The 25,004-nt window shown below is 72.2% G+C and carries 21 protein-coding genes; 17 read left to right on the forward strand and 4 right to left on the reverse strand.

Annotation, left to right across the window (positions count from 1 at the left end):
* Nucleotides 1-65: 65 nt before the first annotated feature.
* The 3 genes from H2O74_RS00720 to H2O74_RS00730 are packed head-to-tail and all read left to right on the forward strand — an operon-like array spanning nucleotide 66 to nucleotide 2,016.
* Nucleotides 66-1,139: a hypothetical protein gene (locus H2O74_RS00720; protein ID WP_182112675.1), complete on the forward strand. Its 1,074-nt coding sequence runs from the start codon at nucleotides 66-68 to the stop codon at nucleotides 1,137-1,139.
* A gap of 2 nt (nucleotides 1,140-1,141) precedes the next feature.
* The gene (locus H2O74_RS00725; protein ID WP_182112676.1) at nucleotides 1,142-1,486 is read left to right on the forward strand and encodes a hypothetical protein; all 345 of its coding nucleotides are present in this window, start codon (nucleotides 1,142-1,144) and stop codon (nucleotides 1,484-1,486) included.
* Between the two features lie 41 nt (nucleotides 1,487-1,527).
* The gene (locus tag H2O74_RS00730; protein ID WP_182112677.1) at nucleotides 1,528-2,016 is read left to right on the forward strand and encodes a hypothetical protein; all 489 of its coding nucleotides are present in this window, start codon (nucleotides 1,528-1,530) and stop codon (nucleotides 2,014-2,016) included.
* Nucleotides 2,017-2,049: 33 nt separating this feature from the next.
* Here H2O74_RS00730 and H2O74_RS00735 read toward each other — a convergent pair whose 3' ends face one another.
* Nucleotides 2,050-3,555 (reverse strand): MFS transporter, encoded by a 1,506-nt coding sequence (locus H2O74_RS00735; RefSeq protein ID WP_370525786.1) that lies wholly within the window; start codon nucleotides 3,553-3,555, stop codon nucleotides 2,050-2,052.
* A 222-nt stretch (nucleotides 3,556-3,777) separates the two neighbouring features.
* Here H2O74_RS00735 and H2O74_RS00740 point away from each other — a divergent pair, with 222 nt between their 5' ends.
* Nucleotides 3,778-5,619, forward strand: coding sequence for a DUF2075 domain-containing protein (locus H2O74_RS00740; RefSeq protein WP_182112678.1), 1,842 nt, complete (start codon nucleotides 3,778-3,780; stop codon nucleotides 5,617-5,619).
* Nucleotides 5,620-5,766: 147 nt separating this feature from the next.
* On the forward strand, nucleotides 5,767-7,005 hold the full coding sequence (locus H2O74_RS00745) for an exonuclease domain-containing protein (protein WP_182112679.1): 1,239 nt from the start codon (nucleotides 5,767-5,769) through the stop codon (nucleotides 7,003-7,005).
* Between the two features lie 53 nt (nucleotides 7,006-7,058).
* Here the strand turns inward: H2O74_RS00745 and H2O74_RS00750 are convergent, their stop codons facing one another.
* On the reverse strand, nucleotides 7,059-7,904 hold the full coding sequence (locus H2O74_RS00750) for an HNH endonuclease (protein WP_182112680.1): 846 nt from the start codon (nucleotides 7,902-7,904) through the stop codon (nucleotides 7,059-7,061).
* Nucleotides 7,905-8,045: 141 nt separating this feature from the next.
* On the opposite strand from H2O74_RS00750, the gene H2O74_RS00755 reads away from it, so the two are divergent.
* From H2O74_RS00755 to H2O74_RS00810, 12 genes are all read left to right on the forward strand, one after another.
* Nucleotides 8,046-10,124 carry a nuclease-related domain-containing DEAD/DEAH box helicase gene (locus H2O74_RS00755; RefSeq protein WP_182112681.1) on the forward strand — a complete coding sequence of 693 codons (2,079 nt, stop codon included), beginning with the start codon at nucleotides 8,046-8,048 and terminating at the stop codon, nucleotides 10,122-10,124.
* Between the two features lie 2 nt (nucleotides 10,125-10,126).
* Entirely contained in the window at nucleotides 10,127-11,008 is an 882-nt protein-coding gene (locus H2O74_RS00760) for a DUF429 domain-containing protein (RefSeq protein WP_182112682.1), read from the forward strand.
* 67 nt (nucleotides 11,009-11,075) lie between these two features.
* Nucleotides 11,076-12,305 carry a Fic family protein gene (locus H2O74_RS00765; protein WP_304518603.1) on the forward strand — a complete coding sequence of 410 codons (1,230 nt, stop codon included), beginning with the start codon at nucleotides 11,076-11,078 and terminating at the stop codon, nucleotides 12,303-12,305.
* A gap of 112 nt (nucleotides 12,306-12,417) precedes the next feature.
* Nucleotides 12,418-12,735 carry a hypothetical protein gene (locus H2O74_RS00770; RefSeq protein ID WP_182112683.1) on the forward strand — a complete coding sequence of 106 codons (318 nt, stop codon included), beginning with the start codon at nucleotides 12,418-12,420 and terminating at the stop codon, nucleotides 12,733-12,735.
* Complete coding sequence (locus H2O74_RS00775) at nucleotides 12,732-12,932, forward strand: hypothetical protein (RefSeq protein ID WP_182112684.1); 201 nt, start codon at nucleotides 12,732-12,734, stop codon at nucleotides 12,930-12,932. Before H2O74_RS00770 ends, H2O74_RS00775 begins: the two co-directional genes overlap by 4 nt.
* Before the next feature lie 213 nt (nucleotides 12,933-13,145).
* Nucleotides 13,146-13,931, forward strand: a complete 786-nt coding sequence (locus H2O74_RS00780) for a hypothetical protein (RefSeq protein WP_182112685.1) — start codon at nucleotides 13,146-13,148, stop codon at nucleotides 13,929-13,931.
* Nucleotides 13,931-14,287: a DUF6188 family protein gene (locus H2O74_RS00785; RefSeq protein ID WP_182112686.1), complete on the forward strand. Its 357-nt coding sequence runs from the start codon at nucleotides 13,931-13,933 to the stop codon at nucleotides 14,285-14,287. Before H2O74_RS00780 ends, H2O74_RS00785 begins: the two co-directional genes overlap by 1 nt.
* Nucleotides 14,288-14,339: 52 nt before the next feature.
* Complete coding sequence (locus tag H2O74_RS00790; protein WP_182112687.1) at nucleotides 14,340-14,711, forward strand: hypothetical protein; 372 nt, start codon at nucleotides 14,340-14,342, stop codon at nucleotides 14,709-14,711.
* Nucleotides 14,712-14,727: 16 nt separating this feature from the next.
* Nucleotides 14,728-15,081, forward strand: a complete 354-nt coding sequence (locus H2O74_RS00795) for a DUF6188 family protein (protein ID WP_182112688.1) — start codon at nucleotides 14,728-14,730, stop codon at nucleotides 15,079-15,081.
* A 38-nt stretch (nucleotides 15,082-15,119) separates the two neighbouring features.
* Entirely contained in the window at nucleotides 15,120-15,428 is a 309-nt protein-coding gene (locus tag H2O74_RS00800; RefSeq protein ID WP_182112689.1) for a hypothetical protein, read from the forward strand.
* Nucleotides 15,429-15,455: 27 nt separating this feature from the next.
* On the forward strand, nucleotides 15,456-21,821 hold the full coding sequence (locus H2O74_RS00805; RefSeq protein ID WP_182112690.1) for a DUF4011 domain-containing protein: 6,366 nt from the start codon (nucleotides 15,456-15,458) through the stop codon (nucleotides 21,819-21,821).
* Nucleotides 21,818-22,636 carry a hypothetical protein gene (locus H2O74_RS00810; RefSeq protein WP_182112691.1) on the forward strand — a complete coding sequence of 273 codons (819 nt, stop codon included), beginning with the start codon at nucleotides 21,818-21,820 and terminating at the stop codon, nucleotides 22,634-22,636. The genes H2O74_RS00805 and H2O74_RS00810 overlap by 4 nt, the downstream gene beginning before the upstream one ends.
* Nucleotides 22,637-22,726: 90 nt before the next feature.
* Here the strand turns inward: H2O74_RS00810 and H2O74_RS00815 are convergent, their stop codons facing one another.
* Nucleotides 22,727-23,695: a nuclease-related domain-containing protein gene (locus tag H2O74_RS00815; protein WP_220457992.1), complete on the reverse strand. Its 969-nt coding sequence runs from the start codon at nucleotides 23,693-23,695 to the stop codon at nucleotides 22,727-22,729.
* Nucleotides 23,696-23,799: 104 nt separating this feature from the next.
* Nucleotides 23,800-24,870: a DUF6318 family protein gene (locus tag H2O74_RS00820; protein ID WP_182112692.1), complete on the reverse strand. Its 1,071-nt coding sequence runs from the start codon at nucleotides 24,868-24,870 to the stop codon at nucleotides 23,800-23,802.
* Between the last annotated feature and the right edge of the window lie 134 nt (nucleotides 24,871-25,004).

Raw genomic sequence — 25,004 nt, forward strand, 5'->3', positions numbered from 1 at the left:
GGTGACCTGACAAGACCTGCGGGGTGGGTCCGTCTAGTCTGCGTGCAATCGAGAGGGGGGCACACGTGCCGGAGGAGTTCGCGGTCGAGACGCCAGCGCTGCGCCAGCTCGCTGGGAAGCTGTCGGCGGAGGGGTGGGACGCACAGGCGTGCGGCCCGGCCTGGACCTACGCCTGGAACCACCTGACGCTGGACACGATGCCTGGCGCTCTGCTGTACAACCAGGCCGTCGGGTCGATGAACGAGACGCGCGACGGCGTCGTGCAGATGCTCGAGGCGCTCGGGCTCTCGCTCAACGGGTCCGCGACGGAGCTGATGGCGACGGCTGCGGCCTACGACGCGACCGACGACGCGACCGACGCGCGCCTCGACTCCCTGTACAGCGGCGGCCAACCCCAGGCGTCGCGGGAGTCGATGTCGATGCCCGTGTGCGTCGCGACCTCGACGTCCGCGCTGCGCGAGCCGGTGAGCGACCCAGGGACGACCCTGATGGAGCGGATCTTCACGGCCGACTGGCTGAGCCCGACGTCGCTCGTCATGGAGGTCCTCGACGCGATCTTCGGGTACGACCCGTTCAAGGAGGCGCAGAAGTCCTTCGCCGGCGACTGGAACGCGATGTACGCGGCCGGGTCGGCGTCTCAGAATCTCGGCCAGTACATGACGCTCGTCGGCCTCACGGTGGATGCCGAGACTGCCGTGTGCATGCAGCGGTGGTACGGCGACGCCGCGCTGGCGGCGGCGGCGCACTTCGGTGAGGTCGCGGCGCAGTGCGAGCAGATCGCCCAGGCGCTGCGCGACTTCAAGGGTCAGGCCGACGGGCTCGCCATGGCCATGGAGACGCAGGCCGAGCTGCTCGCCGGGATCCTCGCGTCGATCATGGACATCGCGCTCGCGGGTGCCATCGCGTACGGGTTCGCCGCGCTGACCTCGTGGACGGGCATCGGCGGCATCGTCGGCTTCCTCGCCGGCAGCGCGGCGATCGCCCGGGCGGTGTGGCTGGCCGGCGAGGCCCTCGCGGTCATCAACGAGGCACGGACGTACCTGGACGTGTTCGTGGCCGGGGCCGGCGTGCTCCAGGCGCTGACCATGACGTCGCCGACCTTCAAGCTGCCGGCGGCGTACGACAACGGGAGGGTCTGAGCGTGTCCGAGACCGAGCTGGGCCCGCAGGGCGGCGACCAGGAGCGGGAGCCGCGCCTCTTCGCGACGATCCCGACGAACGACCCCCTGCACCGGGCGGCGCGCGACGGGCTCGAGGAGCTGCGGCGCTCGGGGCCGCCGCAGTTGCGGGACCTGGCCGCAGCCGTGCTCGACGGGCGCATGGACATCCGCTCGTTCGCGTCGTCGTCGGCGTTCGCGCCCGTGCTCGCTGCGGCCGCGGAGCGCTCGCGGGCGGAGGCGGCGGCGATGACTCCGGAGCAGCGCGAGCAGCAGCTGGACGCGCTGCGGCGCGAGGCGCTCGCGCGGTTCCGACAGGAGCAGCAGTGAGCCGACGGCCTCCGCCGGTCCGGTTGCTTTGCCTGCTCGTGGTGACGACGACGATGCTCGTGGGCTGCACGAGCGGTGACGGCTCGCAGGGGCGGTTCGAGGACGGCTCCGCGGCGTTCACCGTCACCTACACCCCCGAGCCCGACGGCGAGCCGGTCTCGGTCGAGGTCACGATGGACGGCACGGACTGCTACGTCGATATCGCCGGCACGCACTTCGGCGAGGACGTCGACAACGCTGCTCGGGCCGCGCACCTCGAGGAGGTCGCCAAGGACGTCTCCGCGCCGCTCGGCTACTACGCAGGGGCCGTCTCGGGGCTCGCCGGGGACGAGCCGCGGCTGTCGGTGGTGCTGCCCGACGGCGGCGTCTTCGTCGCCCGTGAGCCGCTCGAGATGTCCGACGGCGGTTTCGAGGTCGCCGACCTGCCGGGCCGCGTGTCCGAGAACGCGCGCAGGACGGCGACGACCGACGTCGAAGCGACGGTCACCGGTGAGTTCGTGTGCGGGTCGACGGAGACGTTCGGGCGCTGATCCCCGGAGCTCGAGCCGGCGCCAGGCGTCCGGCTACGGCATTCCGCCGTCGTCGTTCGGCGTCGATCCCTTGATGACGCCCGGCTCGCCGCTCGCGGCGACGCCAGCGCGGATCGACGGCTGGCCCGGCGCGGCACCGGGGCTCTCGCTCGCGGCCGACGTCGGCGCCGCCTCGCGGTAGGTCCTGGACATCACCCGGTAGATGGGCGACCGGAACGCGAGCAGGCCTGCCACCACCATGAGCAGCCCGCCGAGGAGGAACACGAGCGCGATGCCGCGCGCGTCGCCGTCGCCGAGCAGGGGCCGGAGTGCCGCGCTGCCGGCGTCCGAGCGGGCGTACGGGATGATCCAGAACTCGGCGAGCGGCGCGATGAGGAACGCGGTGATCGGGGTCGCCGCCGACTCGAACGTCATCGCGACGCCGAAGACGCGGCCCTGCCGTTCGAGCGGGACCACCCGCTGGATGACCGTCTGCTCGGCGGCCTCCACGACCGGGATCAGGCACATGTAGAGCCACATGCCTACGGCGTAGAGCACCCACCACTCGCGGATCGTGAACGTCGCGCCCAGCGCTCCCATGCCGACGACGACGAGCAGCATCGTCCGCATGGGGTTCGGGCCCAGCCCGAACTTGGCGACCGCCCCGCCACCGACGATGAATCCCGTCGCGCTGACGGCCAGCACGATCCCCCACACCTCGACGGAGAACAGCTCGAGTCCGTAGGGGTCCATCAGTGCGATGTAGAGACCCCCGATGAGGTTGTTGAACGTCGCGAAGGTGATGAGCGAGAAGAGCCCGGGCGCCGAGCGGATGACGGCGATCGAGCCGGAGAGGTCGACGGCGGCGCGCGCACCGGACGTCGGCGCCGCGGCGACCCGGTCCTCGGGGAAGCGGATGGTGACGAGGTGCACGAGCGTCGCGGCCATGAGGCCGAGCGCGATCGCGAGCGTCCACCCCATCCCGAGCAGCCCGACCGACAGGCCGCTGAACACGCTCGTGACCATGAACCCGACGCCCTGGACGGTGCCCACGAGCCCGTTGGCGTTCGCGCGGCGCTTGTCCGGCACGAGGATCGTCACGGTCGTCGAGAGCGCGATGTTGCGCATCTGCTCCACGACGGCGCCCGCGAGGATGATCACGGTGAAGGCCCAGAACCACGGCCCGCCGAGGTCGAGCAGCGCCGCCTCCGGCAGCAGCCAGAACATCGCGCCGGCGACCCCGAACGCGAGCAGCGTCATCGCGCTCGAGGCCTGCATGACGCGCAGCTTGCGGTGGTGGTCGACGATCGTCCCGAAGACGATGCTGCTCAGCGCGACGAAGAGCATGTACGCGCCGCCGACGACGCCCGTGGCCAGCACGGAGCGCGTGCCCAGGTAGACCCAGAACGTCAGCGCGAACCAGAGGAAGCTCGTGGTGACGTTCGCGACGGCGGTGTTGACGAGGATGTGGCCGAACGTGCGCATGGCGGTGCTGGCGGCGGGATGGTCGCTGTCGGCAGTCACGGGGGCGGTCCTCTCAGCGGGCGGGTGAGCGCTCATCGACGACAGACCGCTGGTGCGCCGCGGATTCATCGGGCGCGGAGCACTGCCTGCGCGTCGTCCACCGGTGTACCGCCGCCTGCCCGTTAGTGTCCGAGGCGATCAGCGGTACCGACGGACTTCCGCGCCTCATGGCCGGACATGCCCCCTCCGCACGAACTTCGTGCTGCGCAGGGGTCGTCGGTGCAACCCATCAGGTGGAGCGGTCGTGCGCTCGCGGTCATGTGCGACGGCGACGCGACCGAGGTCGAGCGCCAGCTCGCCGAGCATTTCGTCATGAGCGGTCTCGGCCTCCCCGGCCCGGGAGAGCGGCGCTCCTGGCGCAACAGCCTGCCAGCGCTGGCACGTGACCTCGCCGACGCCGGCCTCGGCGGGGTCGAGGTGCTTCCCGAGCGGCGCCTCCCGCTCAGTTCCAAACGGGCCGACGTCGTCTTGGCCGGCGTGCACCCCCGCACCGGACGCGACTCGTACGTCGTCGTCGAGCTCAAGCAGTGGGGCCGCGCCTCGCGCTGGGAGGCGAGCGACACCCTGGTCGACGTCGACGGTGCCCCCTACCGCCCGTCCCTGCACCCGTCCGCCCAGGTCGCCGGATACGCGCAGTATCTGCGCGACTTCGTCGTGGTGCTCGCCGAGCGGCCCGAGGCGATGGACGGCGTGGCGTACCTGCACAACGCGACCGACGCCGCCGTCGCGGACCTTCGCGGCATGCCGGCGGCCAGCGAGGCGCGCCTGTTCACGGGCCAGCGTCGGGCGGACTTCATCGACTACCTGCGCAGTCGCCTCGCACCCGAGCCGGGCGCGGCCGCTGCGGACCGGTTCCTCGGCTCGGCGATCCGGCCGTCGAAACAGCTCCTGGCGGTCGCCGCGAAGGAGATCCGCGAGCGCGAGCAGTTCGTGCTGCTCGACGAGCAGCGTGTCGCGTACGAGCTCGTTCTCGCCGCCGTCGAGGAGGCGCGCTCGTCGAACCATAAGACGGCCATCGTCATCGCCGGAGGACCGGGGAGCGGCAAGAGCGTCATCGCGCTGTCGCTGCTCGGCGAGCTCGCGCGGCAGGGCAGGTCGGTGCTGCACGCGACCGGCTCGCAGTCGTTCACGACGACCCTGCGGCAGGTTGCGGGCAAGGGGTCCACGCAGGTCAAGAGCCTGTTCAAGTACTTCAACAGCTTCATGGACGCCGAGACCAACGGGCTCGACGTGCTCATCCTCGACGAGGCGCACCGGCTCCGGGAGAAGTCCGTGAACCGCTGGACGGCGAAGTCGCTACGCGAGAACGCACGCCCGCAGGTGGAGGAGCTGCTCGACGCCGCCCGGGTGCCCGTGTTCCTCCTCGACCAGCACCAGGTGGTGCGGCCGGGCGAGATGGGCAGCGTCGCGGAGATCGAGCACCACGCGCGTACCAAGGGTCTGACGGTCCGGCACGTCGACCTCAACGCGCAGTACCGGGCCGGGGGCAGCGACGCATACCTCGACTGGGTCCTGCGGCTTCTGGGCCTCCGCGAGGGTGGGCCCATCCCGTGGAGCGACGAGGCGAGCTTCTCCGTCGACGTCGTCGACTCGCCGGTGGAGCTTGAAGGGCGGCTCGCCGCGAAGCGCGACGAGGGCTATGGCGCTCGTATGACCGCCGGTTACTGCTGGCCGTGGAGCAATCCGCGCAACGACGGCTCGCTCGTCCCGGACGTGCGCATCGGTGACTGGTCTCGGCCGTGGAACCTCAAGAGTGACCGCTCCGTGGGTGGGGCGCCGCCGTCGCCGCTCTGGGCGACGGATCCGGCGGGCTTCTGGCAGGTGGGCTGCGTCTACACCGCGCAGGGGTTCGAGTACGACTGGAACGGCGTCATCCTCGGCAACGACCTCGTGTGGCGCGAGGACCGCTGGGTGGCACAGCGGGAGTTCAACAAGGACCCCGACTTCCGGAACCGCAAGGTGGTCGACGACGCGACGTTCGACCGGCTGGTGCGGCACGTCTACAAAGTGCTGCTGACGCGGGGGATGGTGGGGGCGCTGCTGTACTCGACGGACGAGGAGACGCGGGCGATGCTGCGCCGCGTGGTGAATGCTGGCTAGTTCTCGCTACGCCGTTCGGTCACGTCGACGTAAAGGCTGCCCGACACGCGTCCGGTAGTCGTTCCCCATGTCGCGGCTCGGCGGCGGCTCACGTCGCTCCCATCACCTGCCGAAGTATGCAAGTAGGCCGAGAATGCGGAGGGCGCCATGGCCGGTTATGCCGTCGTCGACGTGGAGACGACCGGGCTCTTTCCGGGAGCGCATGATCGCATCGTCGAGATCGCGGTCGTGCACGTGGACCCCGGCGGGGCCATCGAGGAGTCGTGGACGACGTTGCTCAACCCCGGGCGCGACCTCGGACCGCAGCACGTCCACGGCATCAGCGCCGCAGACGTGCTGAGCGCCCCGACGTTCGCCCAGGTCGCCGGTGACCTCGCCGATCGCCTCGCGGGCCGTACCTTCGTCGCGCACAACGCGCACTTCGATCGGCGCTTCGTCCACACGGAGTTCGCGAGCGCCGGGTGGGATGTCCCCATCACTGCGGACCGGTGCCTCTGCACCATGCAGTGGGCCGGACGTCTGCTCCCCGGTGCACCGCGCGCGCTCGCCGGGTGCTGCTCGCATCTCGGCATCCCTCTCACCGAAGCGCACACCGCGCTCGCCGACGCCACCGCTACTGCGCACCTGCTGGGCGCCTATCTCGGGATACGTGACCCTGCGCCGTGGCACGACGTCGTCGTCGACGCGAGCTCCACCCCCTGGCCGCCCATCGCGCGCCAGCCCTTCACCGCTGCCCAGCGCGGGGCGGCGCGGTCGAGGCAGGTCCCCTTCCTCAAGCGACTGGCCGACCGGCTGCCGAGTGCGGGCGACACGCTGGAGCAGGAGCAGTACCTGGCACTGCTCGACCGCGCGCTGCTGGACCGGTTCCTGTCCGTCCGTGAGCAGGATGGGCTCGTCTCTCTCGCCGTCGAGCTCGGGATCGACCGGGCCACCGCGCGCGACCTGCATGTCGGCTACTACGAGGCGTTGGCGCGAGTCGCGTGGGCGGACGGTCTGCTCTCGGACGACGAGAAGGGAGATCTGAACGCGGTTGGAGCCTTGCTTGGCCTTGACCAGGCGGAGATGGCAGAGGCGCTCATCATCGCTACGGCGGAGGTGACGTCCGGCGCCACGGGGCCGCCCACGCATCGGGTCACTACTTTCCGGCTGCGCCCGGGCGACCTCGTGGTGTTCACGGGCGACATGGCGGTGCCGCGCGAGACTTGGATGGAGCGCGCCCAGGCAGTTGGCCTCGTTCCCTGGTCCGGCGTAACCAAGAAGGTGGCGCTCGTGGTGGCCGCCGACCCGGATTCGCTCTCGGGAAAGGCGCGTAAGGCCGCCGACTACGGCATCCCGATTGTGACCGAGCAGGCATTCGAACAGATGCTGGCGACACTCACGACGTGAACCCGGCACCTGCTTCCCGCGGGTGCCACGCCCCTATCGGCAGCGCGCCGTAGCTACGCCGAGAACCGCTCCCACCGCCACGCCAGCAGCTCCCGATCCGGCGCGTCCGCCCGCCGCGTCGGCAGCGTCAGCTCCCGCCCGTGCATCTCCTGGATCCCGTGCTTGAGCATCGGCCCGTCGACCTCCTCGAGCACGTCCGTCCGCACCTGCACCTGGTAGTCCGGCGTCACCCCGAGGATGTTCTGGTCGTACGCGGCGTGGTGGATCTTGCAGAGCGCGAGCCCGTTCGGTGTCGTCGGGACGCCGTGCGCCTCCGAGTCCGGCACGATGTGCGCCGCGTCCAGCAACGACCCGTGCTGCAGCCGGCAGATCGAGCACTGCGTGTTGTACGCGAGCAGCACCCGCGTCCGGAACGCCGGCTGGTGCAGCCGCTGCTTGGCGAGGCGGCGCGCGTACTCGCGCTGCGGCTCCGCGAGGCTCCGCACGTCACCCATGAACCGGAACGCCTCGTCGAGCGCGATGATGAACGCGCGACTCTCGGGCTCGTCGTCGACCACGTACACCGGCATCACGGGCGTGTAGTAGTTCGCCACTTCCTTGCGGAACAGGATGAGCGGCTGCCCCGTCTCCATCGCGGTCCGCAGCTTGCGGTTGTCGCCGCTCCACGGGTCACCCTTGCGGTAGCTGTAGTGCAGGAGACCGTCGTCGGACTCGACGTCGTCGTAGGGCCCGTTCGACGTCGCGACGATCGACAGCGTCGAGCTGAACGACGCCGGGTTGCGGATGCCCCGCGAGAAGTCGATGAGCGGAAGGTCGCGGCCGTCGATCCGGAAACCCAGGAGCTCCTGCCGGTGGAGGAACCCGCCGTTCATCGCGGCACGTTCGCGTACCCAGCTCATGATCTCGACGCGAAGCGCCGACTCGACAGCGGTGTCCACCGCGCGAGCTCACCATGAAATGGGCCGTGGAAACAGGGCCGGAAGGCTTATCGGCTCACGAAGTGCCATGTCGGTGCCGACGAGTCCCTGGGAGGTACTCACATGCCCGCAGGGGACTCAGCCGGCGCAGAGGCGCGCCGCCAGCTCGCACTCGCCGATGCCCACGCCGCCGCGGCAGCGGAAGCCCGCGCCACGGCCGCCCGGTACGGCATCGCCGACGTGACGGAGAAGCGCACCGCGCAAGCCCTCGCCCCGCTCGCCGCCGTCGGCCATCACCTCCTCGCCGACCGCCGCTGGCCCGGCAGCCGCCGCGCCCAGGTCGACCTGGTCGTGGTCGGCCCCGGTGGGGTCTTCATCGTCGACACGAAGGCGTGGAAGGACGTCCGCATCCAGGCCGACCGGATCCACCGCGGCCAGGATGACGTCACCGACGACGTCCTGGCCCTCGCCGACCTCGCGTACGCCGCCGAGGGCGACCTCGCCGACGTGGGCCTCGCTCCGGGCGAGGTGCACGCCGTCGTCGTCCTGGCGGGCCGCCAGGGCATCAACGAGCGCGTCGGTCCGGTGTGCGTCGTCGGCGAGAAGGACGTGCTGCGGTTCATCGCCGCGAAGGGCAGCCGCCTGACACCGACGCAGGTCGACACGGTGCTGACGCGCGCACTGGCCCTGTTCCCTGAGGTGAACGCGCCCGCGCCCGTGAGCGTGGCGCTTCCCGAGCCGGTCATCCCGACCCAGGCGACGGCGTCGATGGAGCCGCTCCTCAGCGAGGAGGACGTCCAGTCGGCGCTGCTCGAGGGGATGCTCGCGAGCCCGATCGAGGAGTGGATGACGTTCCTCCACCCGTCTCAGGCCAAGCTCGTCCGCCGCTCCTTCAACGGCCCTTCGCGCATCCGTGGCGCCGCCGGCACGGGCAAGACCGTCGTCGGCCTCCACCGCGCCGCGTACCTGGCGCGGACGCGACCCGGGAGGGTGCTGGTCACCACCTTCGTCCGGACGCTGCCCGACGTCCTCAAGCAGTCCCTGCATCGCATGGCGCCGGACGTCGCGGATCGCGTCGAGTTCGTCGGCATCCACCAGTTCGCCCTGCGGGTGCTCGACGAGCGCGGCGTGCGCCTCAACCTCAACGGCCAGAAGGCCGACGCCGCGTTCAAGGTCGCCTGGGAGCGTGTCGGCGCGGCCGGACGCCTTGGCACCTCGGCGATGCAGGTGCGCTACTGGAAGGAGGAGGTCCAGAGCGTCATCAAGGGCCGCGGCATCACGCAGTTCGACCAGTACGCCGACCTCCTGCGGACCGGTCGCGGCTACCGCCTGAACCTGGACCAGCGCCGGGAGGTCTGGCGCCTGTACGAGGCCTACGACGCCGAGCTGCGCGGCCAGGGCGTGTGCGACTTCGCCGACGCCATCCTCCTGGCGGAGGCAGAGCTGCGGCGCGAGCCGCTCACCGAGCCGTACGGAGCCGTCATCGTCGACGAGGCGCAGGACCTCAGCTGCGCCATGGTGCGCATGCTCCACGGCCTTGTCGGTGACGCGCCCGACGCCTTCACCCTCATCGGCGACGGCCAGCAGTCCATCTACCCCGGTGGCTACACGCTCGGCGAGCTGGGCATCTCCCTCGCCGGCCGCGGCGTCGTCATGGACGTCAACTACCGCAACACCCGCGAGATCCTCGAGTTCGCGCAGCGCATGGTCGCCGGCGACGAGTTCTCGGACATCGAGGGAGCGGTCGCGCGCGGCGACGTGCCGGGCAGCGTCCCGCGCACCGGCGCCCGGCCGGTGATTGAGCAGTGTGCCGGCGCGCGGGAGCGGGGGCCTCGCATGGTGCAGCGCGTCCGCCACGTCCTCGGCGAGGTCGGCACGGGCCCGGGCGACATCGGCGTCCTGTGCCTGAGCAAGTTCGCCGTGCGCGACGCGCTCCAGGCGCTCCAGCGCGCGGGGATCCCGGCGATCGATCTCGAGAAGTACGCCGGCACACCCGTCGAGGCCGTCAAGGTCGGCACGATCAAGCGGGCCAAGGGGCTGGAGTTCAAGCAGGTGCTCCTGCCCGACGTCGTCTCGGCCGACGTCGGCAACGCCGCACCGCCCGAGGACGGGACCGAGCGCGAGCGGTGGGACCTTCGCCGTCGCGAGCTGTACGTGGGGATGACGCGTGCGCGCGACGGTCTCTGGGTCGGGGTGGTCTGAGGATGGTGACCTACCTCGGCGTCGACCTCGCCTGGGGTGAGCGCAACCGCACGGGCCTCGCGGCGCTGGACGAGTCCGGACGCCTCGTGGCGTCGTCAACTGTGCGCACGGACGACGAGATCAAGGAGTTCGTCGACCAGCACGGCCGAGGCGACGTCGTCGTCGCGATCGACGCGCCGCTCGTCGTACCGAACGAGACGGGTCGACGAGAGTGCGAGGCCCTGCTGCAGGCCGAGTTCGGCCGCTATGACGCGGGCGCGCACTCGAGCAACCGCTCACGACCGTGGCTGAACCCACCTCGCGGCGAGGTCCTCGCGAACCGGTTGGGCTGGGACGTCGATCCCACCGTCTCGCCCGGTCCGGGACGCTCCGTCGCGATCGAGGTCTACCCGCACCCGGCGATGGTGACGCTTTTCGATCTCGACCGCGTGCTGCCGTACAAGAACAAGCCAGGCCGGACAACGGCGTCGAGGCGCTCGGCGTTCCTCGTGCTGCTCGACGCGATGGAGGAGCTCTGCGAGGAGCCGATGCGACTGCGCACTCAGGCGCGGTGGGCCGAAGTCCGCACCGTGATCACCGCTGCCGAGCGACCGATGCACCTGGCAGCGGTCGAGGACGAGGTCGACGCCATCTTCTGCGCCTACTTGGCGTGGCTCTGGGCCCGCCAGGACTCGGCGCTCCGCGTCCTCGGGGACGCCCGCGCGGGCTACATCGTGGTCCCAGGGCCTCCGCGTCGGGCGCCGGGGCGGCGGTCTGCCGTGCCTGGCGGTGCCGTCACTGTGCAACTTGGGCATGAGATATGGGAAAGGGTGCACAAGGCGGCGGAGCAGCGCGGGCTGACGGACGCGGAGCTGATCGCGAAGGCGCTCGACGCGCTCGGCTGACCTCCTGTCCCCCGCCGCAAGCACCGCTACCTGCACTTCAAGGCAGAAGTGATAGTAACGTGGCGTTGTGTCCACAGATCCGCCCTCGGACCCGCTGCCCATCGACCCCGTCGAGTACGAGACGCACGAGTGGCTCGCGGAGGGCGATGGCTTGTCGAGCCGCGCCCAGGTCGCCGCCGGCTCGGGCGTCTATCAGTCCACGGTCCCAGCGAGCATCGCCGCGTACGCGCCGGCCCTACCGTCCGACCTGACCGCCGACGTCGAGGAGGCGTCTGCGGCCCTCGCGCGGTTCGACGCGCACACCCGAGGCAGGCTCGGCACCGAGAGTCCCGCGCTGGGACCGATGAGCTCGATCCTCCTGCGCACCGAGTCGGCGTCGTCGTCGCAGATCGAGAACCTCACCGTGGGTGCGCGCCAGCTCGCCCTGGCCGAGATCGACCAGGCGTCGAGCGACAACGCGCTGACCGTCGCCGCGAACGTCCGTGCCATGGAAGCGGCGCTCGCCCTCGCCGACTCGCTGGACGAGGCGGCGATCCTGCGGATGCATGCCGAGCTCATGGCCGGTGAGCGCGGGTGGGAGGCCCACGCGGGCCGGTACCGCGATGGGCTCGTCTGGGTGGGCACCAGTGCGATCAGCCCTCGTGGCGCCTCGCACGTCGCGCCGCAGGCGCCGTTGGTGCCAGCCCTGATGAAGGACCTGATGGGGTTCGTGCAGCGCGAAGACCTGAGCGTCATCGTCCAGGCGGCGGTCGCGCACGCGCAGTTCGAGACGATCCACCCCTTCTCCGACGGCAACGGCCGCACGGGGCGGGCACTCGTCCATGCGGTCCTGCGCGCCAAGAAGCTCATGCTGCACACCACGGCGCCGGTCTCGGCCGGTCTGCTCACGGACACCCGGGCGTACTTCGACAGCCTGACCGCATACCGCGCGGGGGACGCACGTCCGATCGTCGAGCAGTTCGCGCGCGCGGCACGGTACGCGGCGACGTCGGGCGCGGCGCTGGTCGACGACCTCGCCGCGGAGCTCGACGCCGCGAGAGACGCGCTCGCCGGACTACGCCCCCAGGCTGTCGCGTGGCGTGTGCTGCCTCACCTGATCTCGCACCCCGTGCTCAACTCCCGCTACCTCGTCCGGGACATGGGGATGACCGACACCACGGCGCAGCGCGCGTTGCAGCAGCTCGCCGACAGGGGCGTCCTGGAGGAGCGCTCGGGGAAGCAGCGCAACCGCGTGTGGCAGCACAGCGGCATCCTGCGACTCCTCGACGCGTACGCACAGCAGGTCCGACGCGGCTGACAGCTCAGGTCGTTCGCCATCGTCGTCGTGCCAATCGCGTGGTCAGGCCACGCTTGTGGACAACCGTGGCCATCGGCCCGCTCCCGCCATGCTCCCGTTGGGGAGGTGGCGTATGACCGGCGCGGGCGGGTTCGAGGTCGAGTACGACGAGGCGTGGGCGGCGGGTTCCGCCCTGCTGCAGGCGGGCGACGACGTCACCACCGTGGGACGCGCCGGCCTGCTCCTGGCCTCGGCCTCGTACGGCGACCGGACGCTGACCGCGGCGGCGCACCGCTTCGCGGACCGGTACACGCACCTGCTCGTGCAGGGCATGGGCGAGGAGGCGGTCGACGCGGGGGAGAACCTCCACGCGACCGTGCGGGACTACCGCGACAGTGACGTCCTCGCCCCGAGTTCCGAGCCCACGTCGAGCGGCGAGAACCTGCTGTGAACACTGAGGTCCGGATCTCCGAGCTGTGGACGACCAACGACCCTGAGCTGCTGGTGCCGGGCTCCCTCGAGGCGCTCCACGGCGATGCCGACGACCTCGAGGTACGCGCTGACACGCTGCTCGAGGCCGCTACCGACATCGGACGGCACGTGGTCGCGAGCTGGGTGGGCGACGCGGCGGACGGCTGGGCCGGGTGACGAGCCGTCCTCGAGGAGTCGCTGCGCGCGGTCGCCGGCGTCTTCCGTGCCGCCGCGATCGTGCTGCGAGCGCACGCGGACGTGCTGTCCTGGGCTCGGGGCCAGGCCGGCGAGGCAGCAGACCTGTGGGCCGCGGCGCGGCTGATGTGTACGGAGCCCGTGCCGTCGACGCGTGGGGCCCGCTCACGCCTGCCGGAGCGGGTCGCCCTGACCGTGCCGACCCTGGAGTACGACTCTGGTGCGCTGAACGCAGCCCAGGCCATGCTCGACGACGCGCGGGCCGCGACGCGCGCGTCGGCGCAGGAGACGGCACGCCTGCTCGACGAGCTCAGCGCGGACCTGCCCGACGGCGCCTGGCACACGGGCCAGTTCTTCCTCAACCTCGGCCGTTGGGTCGGCACCGTGTTCGTCCACCTTCCGCTGGTCACGACGGTCCGGGTCTTCGTGGACCGTGACGGCTTCATGGAGGAGAGTCGGGCCCCGAACGAGGCCCTCGGCGAGGCGGTCGACGTTCTGCTCACGGATCCCGACCAGGTCGTCCCGGTGCTGCTCGACACCCAGACGCTCGAGGACAACCCGGCGGCGTGGTGGGGCGGGATGGTGCCGGACGCGGCGCTGTCTCTCGCAGGTGCGGGGGCCGCATCCCGGGTCCTACGCGCAGGGCGTCCGAGCACCACGGGCGCGCCGGCCCGCGGCTTCATCGTCGAAGCAGGCGCAGTGCCGAGACCGGCGCGTCCGGCTGGGAGTGCGCCGAAGGCGCCGGCAATCTTCCTGACGCCCACCAACCCGCCGCAGCTTCCGCCGAGCAGCGTTCGTGACGGATTTGCGCTACGAGTGATGCGCCCTACAGACCAGTACCCTCACGGGTACTGGCGACTCGACAATCCGTCTGGCCAACCGGTCGATCCGACCACGGGCCTGCCGCCCGGCAACCTGACGCGGGCGCAGTTCCGCGCTCGCACGCACGTTCCGTTGCCCGAGGGATACTGGGAGAGTTGATGTACGGACTTCCTGCGGCAACCGACCTCAGTGCCTTGAACGGCTTAATTCTCCTCCAGGTCTGCGTCGGCCAGAATGAGGTTATCCTCCGCTTCGACGACACCTCGTGGATCAGGGTCGAGTCGGCTATGCGCCTGGTGCCCAACGGTGCAACCCCAATTCAGGAGCAGGACGGCGTGCTGAGAGAGCTCTTTGCCGCCCTCGGGGCGCCCATCGAGGCCGTCCAGTGGACCGTCGAGGGAACGGTCCGGATCAGATTCCAGGGACGTGACGCTCACGTTGAAATCGTGGACGACGATCCGCACTATGAGAGCTTCATGATTCAACTCAAAGATCAGCCGGCGATCGTCGTCTGACTAGGAACGTGCGAAATGGCTTTCGCAATTGAACCGTCTTCGGAGGCGGCTGATGGGCGCTGTGAAGAGCGGTAGCGACCACAGGGAGATGGTGCTCGAGCTGATCGACGGGATGACGGCGCCGGACCGGCGGCGACGGGAGCGCGCAGCCGACGAGATCACGGACGTCCTCGACGGGTACTCCGAGGAGGAGGCATTCGTCGTCTCATGCGTCCTCGCGACCCTAGCGCGCCGCGAGGACGACGAGGCCTGTCTAGAAGCGGAGCTGCATACGCTCACCATCATGGCGGAGAGGGGGGGGGTGCTTCATCGCTCGGTACTGGAGCATGTGCTCGCCATCGACCGGAGCGCTCTGCGTGGCTCGTGCATCGACTACTACGACTACTTCCTAGGGCTGCGCGGTTCGGACTGGGGGCAGGTGTAAGAATGGTGCAAACCTGATGTACGGCCTTCCCCCATCGACCGATCTCAGCGCCTTGCGGGGCCTGCTTCTCACTCAGGTCTGCGTCGGGCAGCACGAGGTGAATCTCAACTTCGAAGGCGAATGCCGGATCATGGTCACGTCGACGTTCGTGATGCACTCTGGCGGCCGTGAGACAAGCGATCGGAGCGAAATCCTGACCGAGTTCATCGCGAGCCTCGGGAAGGCCATCCAGAGCGTCGAGTGGAACGTCGCGGGGACGGTCCGCCTGCGTTTCGCGGGCCGTGCCGCGACTATCGACATCCTTGACGACGAACCAAATTACGAGAGCTACGAGATCCAGTTCAAGGACCGACCTCTGATCGTCGTCTAGATCCCGTCGCGAGACGCCGGCCCCCCGGAGACAGCCCCGTGCGCATCGACCCGATGTCGGCACCCGCCGACCAGGAGTTCCTCGAGGAGTTCGGCGTCACCCCGGAGCCGATCGACGAGTACGGCGGCCGCCTCCTTCGCTTCAACAACGAGGCTGACGAGCGCCTCGACCTCTCGTTCGACCTCACGGACCAGTCCGTCGCCTACCGATGGTGGTCCTGCTGTCCATCGAGATCCATCCCCGCGTCGTGGTCCGCGACCGTGTGCTGCGCGGCGGCGCCACGTAGACCTGTGTGCCGCCCGGGCCGCCCGCGCCGCGTGTCAGCCGCTCCCCGTACCCTGCGCTGAACCCCAACCCAGGGAGCGCACCCCCGCATGTCGACGCTCGACACCCCGCTGACGGACTCCGAGCGCCTCGGCCGCGGCCTCGCGCTGCTCGGCACCGCGCTCCAGCCGTGGGTCGACGCGGAGATGTCAGCGGCCGCGCCTGCCGACCAGGACTGGGCAGCCGTCTACGGGGCCTCCGAGTCCGCCCGCCGCGGCCACGCCGTCACGGTCGACCCCCGAGAACCGCGCACCCTCCTGCGGATCGTCCGCCACACGCGCGACGTCTTCCCGCTCGAGCCCGCGCAGCACGCCTGGCTCGACCAGCTCATCGCGGCGACCAACCGCTGGGCGCACGTGCCGGACCTCGACCGCGCGGAGGTCGACGACGTCCTCGACACCATGGCCCTGCTGTTCGAGTCCCTCGCGATGGACGACGCCGCTGCGGAGGTCCGCGCCCTGCGCCCCGCCGCCCAGCCGCCCGCGCCCACCACCCCGCAGGACGACGACGTCGTCTCCCTCGCCCCCGCCCGCACTCAGACCCCACCCGCCCCCGGCTTCCGCCACCTCACCACCGCCGTCGGCCCGCTCGACGTCACCGTCACCTACCGCGAGGCGCTCAACTACGCCCTCGTCACCAACCGCGTCTCCCCGGTCCTCGGCATCCGCCTCACCAACCACGGCACGGCCCCCGCCGACCCCGGCCCCCTCAGCCTGACGATCGAGCCCTGGACCGACACCCACGTCGCCGAGCCGCTGGTCGTCGGGCCCGGCCTGGTCGCCCCCGGCGAGACGATCGACGTCCCCACGCACCTCACGGCCTGGCAGCTGAGCCCGTCGGCCTTCGTCCACCTCGACGAGTCGATCACCACCCGCCTGACGCTCACCCTCGGCGACGCGCAGCAGACCGACCTCATCCGCCTCCTGCCGCCGGACGAGTGGTGGGCCGCGTCCATCCCCGAGGCCCTGGCCGCGCACGTCCGCCCCAACGACGCCGCCGTCGCCGCGCTCCTCGCCGAGGCCGCCCAACGACTCCAGGCCGCCACCGGACGCGGCGCGCTCGACGGCTACCAGGGCGGCGAGGAGCGCGCGGTCGCCATCGCCCGCGCCGTCTACGAGGCGATGACGGCGCGCGAGATCCGCTACATCCAGGCCCCGGCGTCGTTCGAGGGCACCGGCCAGCGCATCCGCTCGCACGGCGAGGTGCTCGACGGACGCTGGGGCAACTGCCTCGACCTCGCGTGCGCCTACGCGGCCGCACTCGAGTCCGCCGGCCTGCATCCCGTGATCGTCACCACCCGCAACCACGCCGTCGCGGGCTACCTCGTCACCGACAGCCAGCTCCCGCTCGTCGCGGTCAGCGACCCCGGCACCATCGGCCTGCTCATGGACGCCGGCGTCGTCGAGACCGTCGAGCTCACCGGTGCCACCGCGGCGATGCCGTTCGACGACGCCCTTGCGGCCACCGACCCGTGGTGGACCCGACGCCTCGACGAGGTGAGCCACGTGCTCGACGTCGTCGCCGCGCACCGGCGCGTGCGGCCGCTGCCGACCGTGCGGCGCGACGGCGAGACGGTCGTCGTCGAGGTGGAGGTCGAGCGTGCCGAGGCCCGCCGGCGGATCCGCGGCGAGACGACGCCCGCGATGCCCGTCGAGGACCGGCCCGTGCGCATCGAGGCGTGGCGGCGCTCGCTGCTCGACCTCACCCTGCGCAACCCGCTGCTCAACCTCGCGGCCGCGCGCAGCGGCGCGCCGGTCCACGTGCCGCACGGCGCGCTCGCGACGCTCGAGGACCTGGTCGCTGGCGGCCAGACCCTCACGCTGGTCCCGCACGACCAGATCGAGCAGATCCATGTCCAGCAGGGCGCGCGCTCGGCGCAGGACATCGACCCCGACGTCGTCCGCCGCATCCTGGTCGAGGAGTCGTGCGCCTACGTCGGCCTGGCGACCGCCGCGTACGCCGCGCGCATGCGGAGCCTGTCCCGGCGCGCGCGCACCGCGATCGAGGAGACCGGCGCCAACAACCTCTACCTCGCCCTCGGCGCGCTGACCTGGACCGAGCGCAGCAAGACCGTCCGCGCACCACTGTTCCTCGTCCCCGTCACGCTCGTCGGCGGCCGCGGCGCGCTGTGGCGCCTGCGCATGGACGAGACCGGCACGATCGTCCCCAACCACTGCCTCATCGAGAAGCTCCGCGTCAGCCGCGGCATCGTCGTGCCCGAGCTGCTCGACCCCGGCCAGGACGGCGAGGGCATCGACCTGCCGCGCGCGCTCCAGGCCGTCCGCGCCGCGATCCTCTCCAGCGGGCACGGCGACTTCGCGCTCGAGGAGACCGCGACCGTCGCGATGTTCGCGTTCTCCACGCTCGAGATGTGGAAGGACCTCACGGAGAGCTGGCGGTCGTTCGTCGAGCGCCCCGTCGTCCGGCACCTCGTCGAGACACCCGGCGTCCCGTTCCTCGACGCGGCGCCTGAGCCCGCGCCCGACCCCACCGCCGAGGCCACGACCTTCCTGCCCGTCCCCGCCGACGGCTCGCAGATCGAGGCCGTCCGCTGGGCGCGCGCCGGACGCTCCTTCGTGCTCGAGGGCCCGCCCGGCACCGGCAAGTCGCAGACCATCACCAACCTCATCGCCGACTGCCTCGCGCACGGGCGCAGCGTCCTGTTCGTCGCCGAGAAGCAGGCGGCGCTCGACGTCGTCAGGCGCCGCCTGGACGACGTCGGCCTCGGTGTGTTCAGCCTCGACCTGCACGGCCGCAACCAGACGATCAGCGCCGTGCGCGCCCAGCTCCAGGCCGCGATCGGGCACGACGCCGAGCGCTCCGCCTCGTGGGAGACCCTGCGCGACAGCTACCGCTCGCTCACCGACAACCTCAGCCGCTACCCCCGCCAGCTCCACGACGAGGGCCCGGTCGGGCTGTCCGCGTGGGACGCGCGCCAGGTCGCCCTGAGCCTGCGCGAGCGCGCCGACGTGCCCGACGACGCCCTCCCGCAGCTCCCCACGACGCTCGTCCTGGGCGCGGTCCCGGCGGCGGACGTGTACGACGCCGCCCGCGACCTCGCCCACGCGCTGCACGACCTGGGCGGCGCGCCCGCCGCGCACCCGTGGCGCCTCGCCGGGCTCACCGGCCCCGAGGCCGTCGTCCCGCAGCGCGTCGCCGCGGCCGTCGACGAGGTGATCGCGGCCGACGCCGCCCTCGCGGCCTCGCCCCTGCGGCCGCTGCTCGACCTCGCGACGACGCCCGAGCAGGTCGACCACGTCGCGGAGTGGCTCGACGCGAGCGCGGGGGAGCGGCTCGCGCCCACCGCCGAGGCGCGGCGGCTCGTGGGCCCGGGCTGGGCCGAGCATGCCGAACAGGTCCGGCAGGCGTTCGACCAGCACCGCGCCACCTACGCCGGCGCGCTCGGCCCGTTCGCGCCCGCCGTCATGGCGCTCGACCTCGACGCCGCGCTCGCGGCCTCGACCGCGGCCGACGCCTCCTTCTTCCTCGGCCGCGGCAAGCGTCGGCGCGCCGCGCTCGCCCTGGTCGCGGGCGCCGTTCGGCCGGACGCCGAGGTGCCGCTCAAGCAGCTCACCCCGCTGCTCACCGGACTGGTCGCTGCCCGCGCCGCGGGGGAGCGGCTCGCCCAGCACATCGGGGCCCTGCCCGGCCTGCTGCTGCCCTTCGGCTGGAACCCCCTCGACGTCGAGGCGCACGTCCCGGTCGAGCACGCGATCCGCCGGTGGGGCGCGACCGCCGACCTCGCCCGCCTGGGCGGCCGGGCCGTGGACGACGCGACCGAGGCCGTCGTCGACCGCGCGCACGACCTGCCATGGGGCACGGTCGAGGCGATCCGCCGCCTGGCGGCCGCGTGGCACGACGCGGCCTCCGCGCTGCGCGCGACCCCGGAGGACCTCGCCTCCTGGCTCGCGGGGCGAGGCCTGTCGGCCGGGCTCGCCGCCGACGGCCCGCGGTGGCAGGCCGACGCGCGCTCCGGCGCCCTCGTGCAGCTCCAGCGCTGGGCGCGCGTGCGCGGCGCGATCGCGGCGTTCGACGCGTGGGGAGCCCCCGACGTCGGGCGCCTGGTCCGCGCCGGCGTCCTCGACGGGGACCGCGCCGAGGACGCCGTCCGCCTCGCCTACGCGCAGACGGTCGTCGCCGAGCGGCTCGACGCCACCGGTCTGCGCACCTTCGACGAGCGCCACCGCTCGCGGCTGACGGGCCGGTTCCTGGACACGGGAGAGGACGTGCGCGAGCGCATGCGCGTCGAGCTGCCCGCGCGCATCGTCGCCGCCCGCACCTTCGACCCGCGGGCCCGCGCCGGCCGCAGCGCCGAGCTCATGGCGCAGCTCGGCCGCCGCCGCGGCGGCCTGACGATCCGCCAGCTGCTCGCGCGCTACGGCTCGATCATCACCGAGGTCACGCCGTGCCTGCTGATGAGCCCGAGCTCGGTCGCCCGCTTCCTGCCGACGGACGGCACCGGGTTCGACGTCGTCGTGTTCGACGAGGCGTCGCAGATCCGCGTCGCCGAGTCCGTGGGCGCGATGGGCCGCGGCGCGTCGGTGATCGTCGTCGGCGACTCCAAGCAGATGCCGCCCACGTCGATGTTCGACTCCGCGCCGCCGAGCGAGGGCGACCCCGTCGAGGACGTCACCGTGCCCGCGGACATGGAGAGCATCCTCGGGGAGGCCAAGGAGTCCCGGCTGCCGAGCCTGTCGCTGACCTGGCACTACCGCAGCCGCGAGGAGTCGCTCATCGCCTTCTCCAACCGCGCCTACTACGACAACCGCCTCGCGAGCTTCCCGACGCCGCCAGGCCGCCGCGAGGGTCTCGGCGTCTCCTGGCGCAAGGTCGACGGCGTCTGGGAGGGCGGCGCCCGCGGCGCCCGGGTCAACCGCGCGGAGGCCGCCGCGGTGCTCGACGAGGTCGCGGCGCTCCTGCGGCAGGACGCGCAGCGGTCGATCGGCGTCGTCACGTTCAACACGCAGCAGCGCGAGCTCGTCCTCGACCTGCTCGAGGGCTCGGGGGACGCGCTGATCGAGGCGGCGCTCGCGCGCGAGGAGGAGCCGCTGTTCGTCAAGAACCTGGAGAACGTCCAGGGCGACGAGCGCGACGTCGTCATCTTCACGCTCGCGTTCGCCAAGGACACCCGCGGCCGGGTGCCGCTCAACTGGGGCCCGCTGACGCGCAGCGGCGGGGAACGCCGGCTCAACGTCGCAGTGACGCGTGCCAAGGAGCGCGTCATCGTGCTCTCGTCGTTCGAGCCGGAGGAACTCGATCTGTCCGGCTCGTCCTCGCGGGGCCTCGCGGACCTGCGCGACTACCTCGTCCTGGCCAAGCACGGTGCCCGGCGCGCCGGCCTGGTGCGCGAGCGAGGGCGGGACCTGCACCTCGACGAGGTCGCGGCCGCCCTGCGCGACGCCGGGCTGGAGGTCCTCACGCATGTCGGCCTCTCGGACTTCACGGTCGAGCTCGCGGTGCGCGCGGCGCCCGACCTGCCGTGGGTCGCCGTGCTCCTCGACGGTCCCGCCTGGGCGCGCCGTACCACTGTCACCGACCGCGAAGGCCTCCCGCGCACCGTGCTCGAAGGCGCGATGGGCTGGGCGCGCGTGGTGCGGGTGTGGCTGCCGACCTGGCTGCGCGAGCCCGACGCCGTCGTGCACGCGGTCGTGGAGGCGGCCCGCCGCCCGGAGGCGCGCGAGCCGGCGCTCGCGGTGCGCCGCGCGGAGCCCGAGCACGTCGCGGTCGGCATCCAGGACACCGGGGCCTTCGGGGAGACGGCGCCGATCCAGGACACCGTCGTCGGTGTCCCGGACAGCGCGACGGTGCAGGACGTCCAGGACCTCGCGCCGCCCCCGGACGCCACGGCCCCGGCACCCTCGGGCACCGCCTACGTGCCCGCGTCCGAGGAACCACGCGGCACGGTCACCGTCCTCGACAACCTCCACCGCGCGCACGACCGCAAGCGCGTCGTGATCGAGATCGACGACGTCCTGGCAACCGAGGGCCCGATGCTCATGGACCGCCTCGTCGGCGTCGTCGCCCGGCGCTTCGGACTCACCGCGGTCCGCGAGGCGCGCCGCCGGAGCCTGGCCGCCGTCGTCCCGCCCGACCGCGTCGAGCACGCGCCCAACGGCGACGTCGTCGTCTGGCCGCACGGCGCCGACCGCCGCACCTGGGCCCTGGTCCGCGTCCCGCACGTCGGGGGGCGCGACCTCGCCGAGGTGGCCTACCCCGAGCTCCGCGCCGCGATGGTGCACATCGCACGCGGCGCCCACGGCATCGGGCGCGAGGACCTGCTCCGCGCGACCGCGCAGGTCTTCGGCGTCGCCCGCCTCGCGTCGAGGACCCGCCCCCGCCTCGAGGCGGTCCTGGCGGCCGCCCTCGACGAAGCCGCTCTGATCGAGCGCGACGGCCTCGTGGTGGCCGCCCCGTGAGCAGCGCCGTGGCCGACGCCCCGGCGGAGGTCGCCCAGCCGCACCTCAGGCTCGAGGTCACCCTGGGGGTGACCGCCCTCGCGATCGAGCACCCGCCCGCCATCCAGCACGCCCTCGCGTGGCTGACCCGCCACACCACGGTCGCAGCGAGTCCCGAGGCTGCCGTCGGCGCGGTCCTCTACCGGGACGAGGTGCTCGTCATGCGTGCCCTCGGTGCACGCCTCCTCGCCATGCTCGCCGAGCTGCCACGGGCCTCGACGACGGCCTGCAGGGTGCACCCCCGGTGGGCGGAGGTCGTGTGCGCCGCCCGGCGGGCGCGCTCGGTGATCGACCGCAACGGCGGCATCCGGCTTCCGCAGGCCGGCCTCCTGGCGTGGCTCGCGGACCCTCCGCTGCGCCGTTCCCCCGACGCCGACGGGAGGCACGGCGCGACGGCCGACGACGTCAGCCGCCTCGTCCTGGGCATGGCGGACGACGCGGGCCTCTGGGAGATCGAGTCCGACCTCAGCGTCTACTTCTTCGGCATGGGCGAGGCGGTGCTTCGGCGGGCGATCGTCGAGGTGGTCGCAGGGTTGGTCCGTGCCGGCCTGCTCACCGTCGAGCGGCATGTCTGGGCCGACGTCGACCTGCACCCGGTCCCGGACGCCGAGCTGGCGACCGTGCTCGACGACGACCGCTACTGGACGGCGCCGGACCACGGCGACCCGGCGCTCGCGATCAACGCGACCGAGGCGGGCCACGCGCACCGCAGGGGCCCGGCGCGCGGCACCTTCCCGCGCCCGGGCAGCCCTCCGGCGACGACGGCTCACCGCTGAGGTGACGCGGCAGCGTCGCTATCCGACGCTCACGCGCCCCCTGCCCCTACCTGCTTCCGCTGATCGCCCCGCAGCGCGCTCCGGCCCCTGTCATCCCAGCCAGGTGGTCGATCGTCGCGCGGCCTCGAAGACGCGGTCGATCGCCTCGAGATCGAGGACCTCCGGTCGTCGCTCGAGCCACTTGCCGATGGCCCTTCGGTAGACCACGTGCGCACCCTCCGGCGCCTTCTTGATGGTGATGTCGGCTGCGCCCACCGGGACGACCACGCCGACCGCCTCGACAGGGACGCCGGCGGCCGCGGTCAGGAGCCTCGACGCGCGAGCCGCCTCGTGGCGGCTGTTGCGCAGGTACGGCTGCTTCTGACCGTTGACCATGAACGTCGTGCCCGCGACCCAGATCTTCGCGCCGGGATGGTGCTTGGCGTTCAGCGTGAAGACTCCGCCCGGGCCGATCACAACGTGATCGATGTCAGATCCGTTCACGCCGACCGGCACTGCGTGGAGCGCACGCCAGCGCGCGTCCTTCTTGACCAGCCTCGCGAGACGGGCCGCGACCATCTCCTCACCGTCCGCGCCGATCCGCCACGCCCGCTCGTCGGTGTGCACCCGCAGGACGCGCGCGACGAACGTCCGCACCGGCGCGGCGTGCTTGAGAGCGATCGCCTGTTCGCGGGCCGCTTGGCCGGCTCGTCGCTCGGCGAGGTCGTTCCAGACCGGCTCCTGCGCCGCCACCGACGACTCGGTGATGACCGTGACCCCGGCGTTCGTGGACGGCGCGGGGGAGGCCTGCTGAGCTGGTTCCGGGACCGCGGCGCGCCAGCCCGCGACGGCTGCCTCCACCGCTGCACGGTCGGCGTCGTCGTCGACGGTGACGACCCCGGTGGCCAGGTCGCACCATCCCATCCGTCGCTCGTCAGGAGCGGTGACGTAGAGGCGGTCCTTCCCGTACTTGCGCCACCGCACGACGCTCAGCTCCCTCAGATCGCTCATGGTCTCCCCCTGGTGTTCGCGCCGAGCGCCGACGCGATAGCGCTCGCGCCGTTGACGCGGCATCGACATCCCCGGGGTTCGACGTGACGGCGTGCACGTCAGGTCACCCGTTCGGCGCATCACCGGCCCCGCCGGCCGTGCCGCTCATGCCACGGCAGCGGGTGCCGCTCTGCTCACCCCTGCGATGCGGTCACGTGGGCGACGCGCCACCGGGCGCCGTCGTGCGTCACGGTGATCGCGTAGTACCAGTGGCGTCGCGTCGGTGAGGAAGGGCCCTCGTCATAGACGGCGAGGCGGCTCAGGTCGGTCCCCTCGACCAGGTGGAAGTTCACCATGACCCAGGTGTCGGAGGCGCCGCCAGGCATCGCCGACGCGACGACGACGCGGTCGTCGGCTGGCGTCGGCGACGTCCGCCATTGCGCGAGCGCGTCCTCGATCAACGAGCCACACGTCTCGCAGGACGGGTCGGTGAGGTCACGCATCGCGACGTCGTCGCCCGTCGCCCGCACGTATCGGTCGAGGTGGGCGTAGTGGGCGGCGGTGCTGATGCCGTCGCTCCAGCTGTCGCTGTCGAGCTCCGTCGGCGGTCCGCTGTAGGCGGCAGCCAGGGGTGGCCCACCGTCGGGCCCCGGCCTCTGGACGGTCGCGGAGTCGAGTCCGCGCAACATCCAACGGCCCTCCTCGAGCACGACGGCGGCCGCCACCGCGTAGGTCCCACCCGGGCCCGTGTCGACGACGGTGCCGTGGGCGTCGAGCTCCTGGCTCGGCGTCGTGACGACGCGACCCAAGACGGAGAAGAAGTCGTCACTGACACGGATCGCGTGCGCCACGTGCAGTCGCGAGGTCGCCCCGCTGGGCACCCGACCTTCCGCGTGGGCGGCGCGAGCCTGCTCCGCGACGTGCGCGCAGTACCCGCACTCGGGGTGGCTGAGCTGCTCCCAGGCCTGCAGGTCACCGGTGTCGTGGGTGTAGTCGGCAACCGCCAGCGCGTACTCCAGGAAGATGCCGCCCGACTCGTCGGCGGTGACGTCCAGCTGGGCGGGTGGCTCCGGCCGCACCGTGTGGTGCACCAGCTCGGGCGCCTTGTCCCGCGCCTCGTCGACGGTGAAGACGGGTACGGCCGGCTCGCTAGGGCGCGGCACTGGCGATGGTGCGGCATTGCCGCATGCGACGAGCGCCACCGCGAGCACGGCGGCGCCGACCGCCGCGAGCCGATGGCGTTCGGTCCTGGGCGAAAGGCGCATGTCGGGCACCGTAGGCCAGGGCAGTGGTCCTCGGAGTGCCCTGTGGACAACTGTCCGACCCGTCCCGTGGGGCTCCCGGCGGTAGCCGTGCAGGGCGCCGCCCGCGCACCTCTCCTCCTTCCGGCCGATCAGCC

The organism is Actinotalea sp. JY-7876, assembly GCF_014042015.1.
GTDB lineage: Bacteria > Actinomycetota > Actinomycetes > Actinomycetales > Cellulomonadaceae > Actinotalea.

Excerpts from the sequence above, each read along its gene's own strand:
- H2O74_RS00785 (WP_182112686.1), top strand. The coding sequence starts at position 13,931 with ATGTACGGACTTCCTGCGGCAACCGACCTCAGTGCCTTGAACGGCTTA.
- H2O74_RS00735 (WP_370525786.1), bottom strand. The coding sequence starts at position 3,555 with ATGAGCGCTCACCCGCCCGCTGAGAGGACCGCCCCCGTGACTGCCGAC.
- H2O74_RS00740 (WP_182112678.1), top strand. The coding sequence starts at position 3,778 with ATGTGCGACGGCGACGCGACCGAGGTCGAGCGCCAGCTCGCCGAGCAT.
- H2O74_RS00745 (WP_182112679.1), top strand. The coding sequence starts at position 5,767 with ATGGCCGGTTATGCCGTCGTCGACGTGGAGACGACCGGGCTCTTTCCG.
- H2O74_RS00805 (WP_182112690.1), top strand. The coding sequence starts at position 15,456 with ATGTCGACGCTCGACACCCCGCTGACGGACTCCGAGCGCCTCGGCCGC.
- H2O74_RS00760 (WP_182112682.1), top strand. The coding sequence starts at position 10,127 with ATGGTGACCTACCTCGGCGTCGACCTCGCCTGGGGTGAGCGCAACCGC.
- H2O74_RS00815 (WP_220457992.1), bottom strand. The coding sequence starts at position 23,695 with ATGTCGATGCCGCGTCAACGGCGCGAGCGCTATCGCGTCGGCGCTCGG.
- H2O74_RS00795 (WP_182112688.1), top strand. The coding sequence starts at position 14,728 with ATGTACGGCCTTCCCCCATCGACCGATCTCAGCGCCTTGCGGGGCCTG.
- H2O74_RS00790 (WP_182112687.1), top strand. The coding sequence starts at position 14,340 with ATGGGCGCTGTGAAGAGCGGTAGCGACCACAGGGAGATGGTGCTCGAG.
- H2O74_RS00755 (WP_182112681.1), top strand. The coding sequence starts at position 8,046 with ATGCCCGCAGGGGACTCAGCCGGCGCAGAGGCGCGCCGCCAGCTCGCA.
- H2O74_RS00820 (WP_182112692.1), bottom strand. The coding sequence starts at position 24,870 with ATGCGCCTTTCGCCCAGGACCGAACGCCATCGGCTCGCGGCGGTCGGC.
- H2O74_RS00770 (WP_182112683.1), top strand. The coding sequence starts at position 12,418 with ATGACCGGCGCGGGCGGGTTCGAGGTCGAGTACGACGAGGCGTGGGCG.
- H2O74_RS00750 (WP_182112680.1), bottom strand. The coding sequence starts at position 7,904 with ATGAGCTGGGTACGCGAACGTGCCGCGATGAACGGCGGGTTCCTCCAC.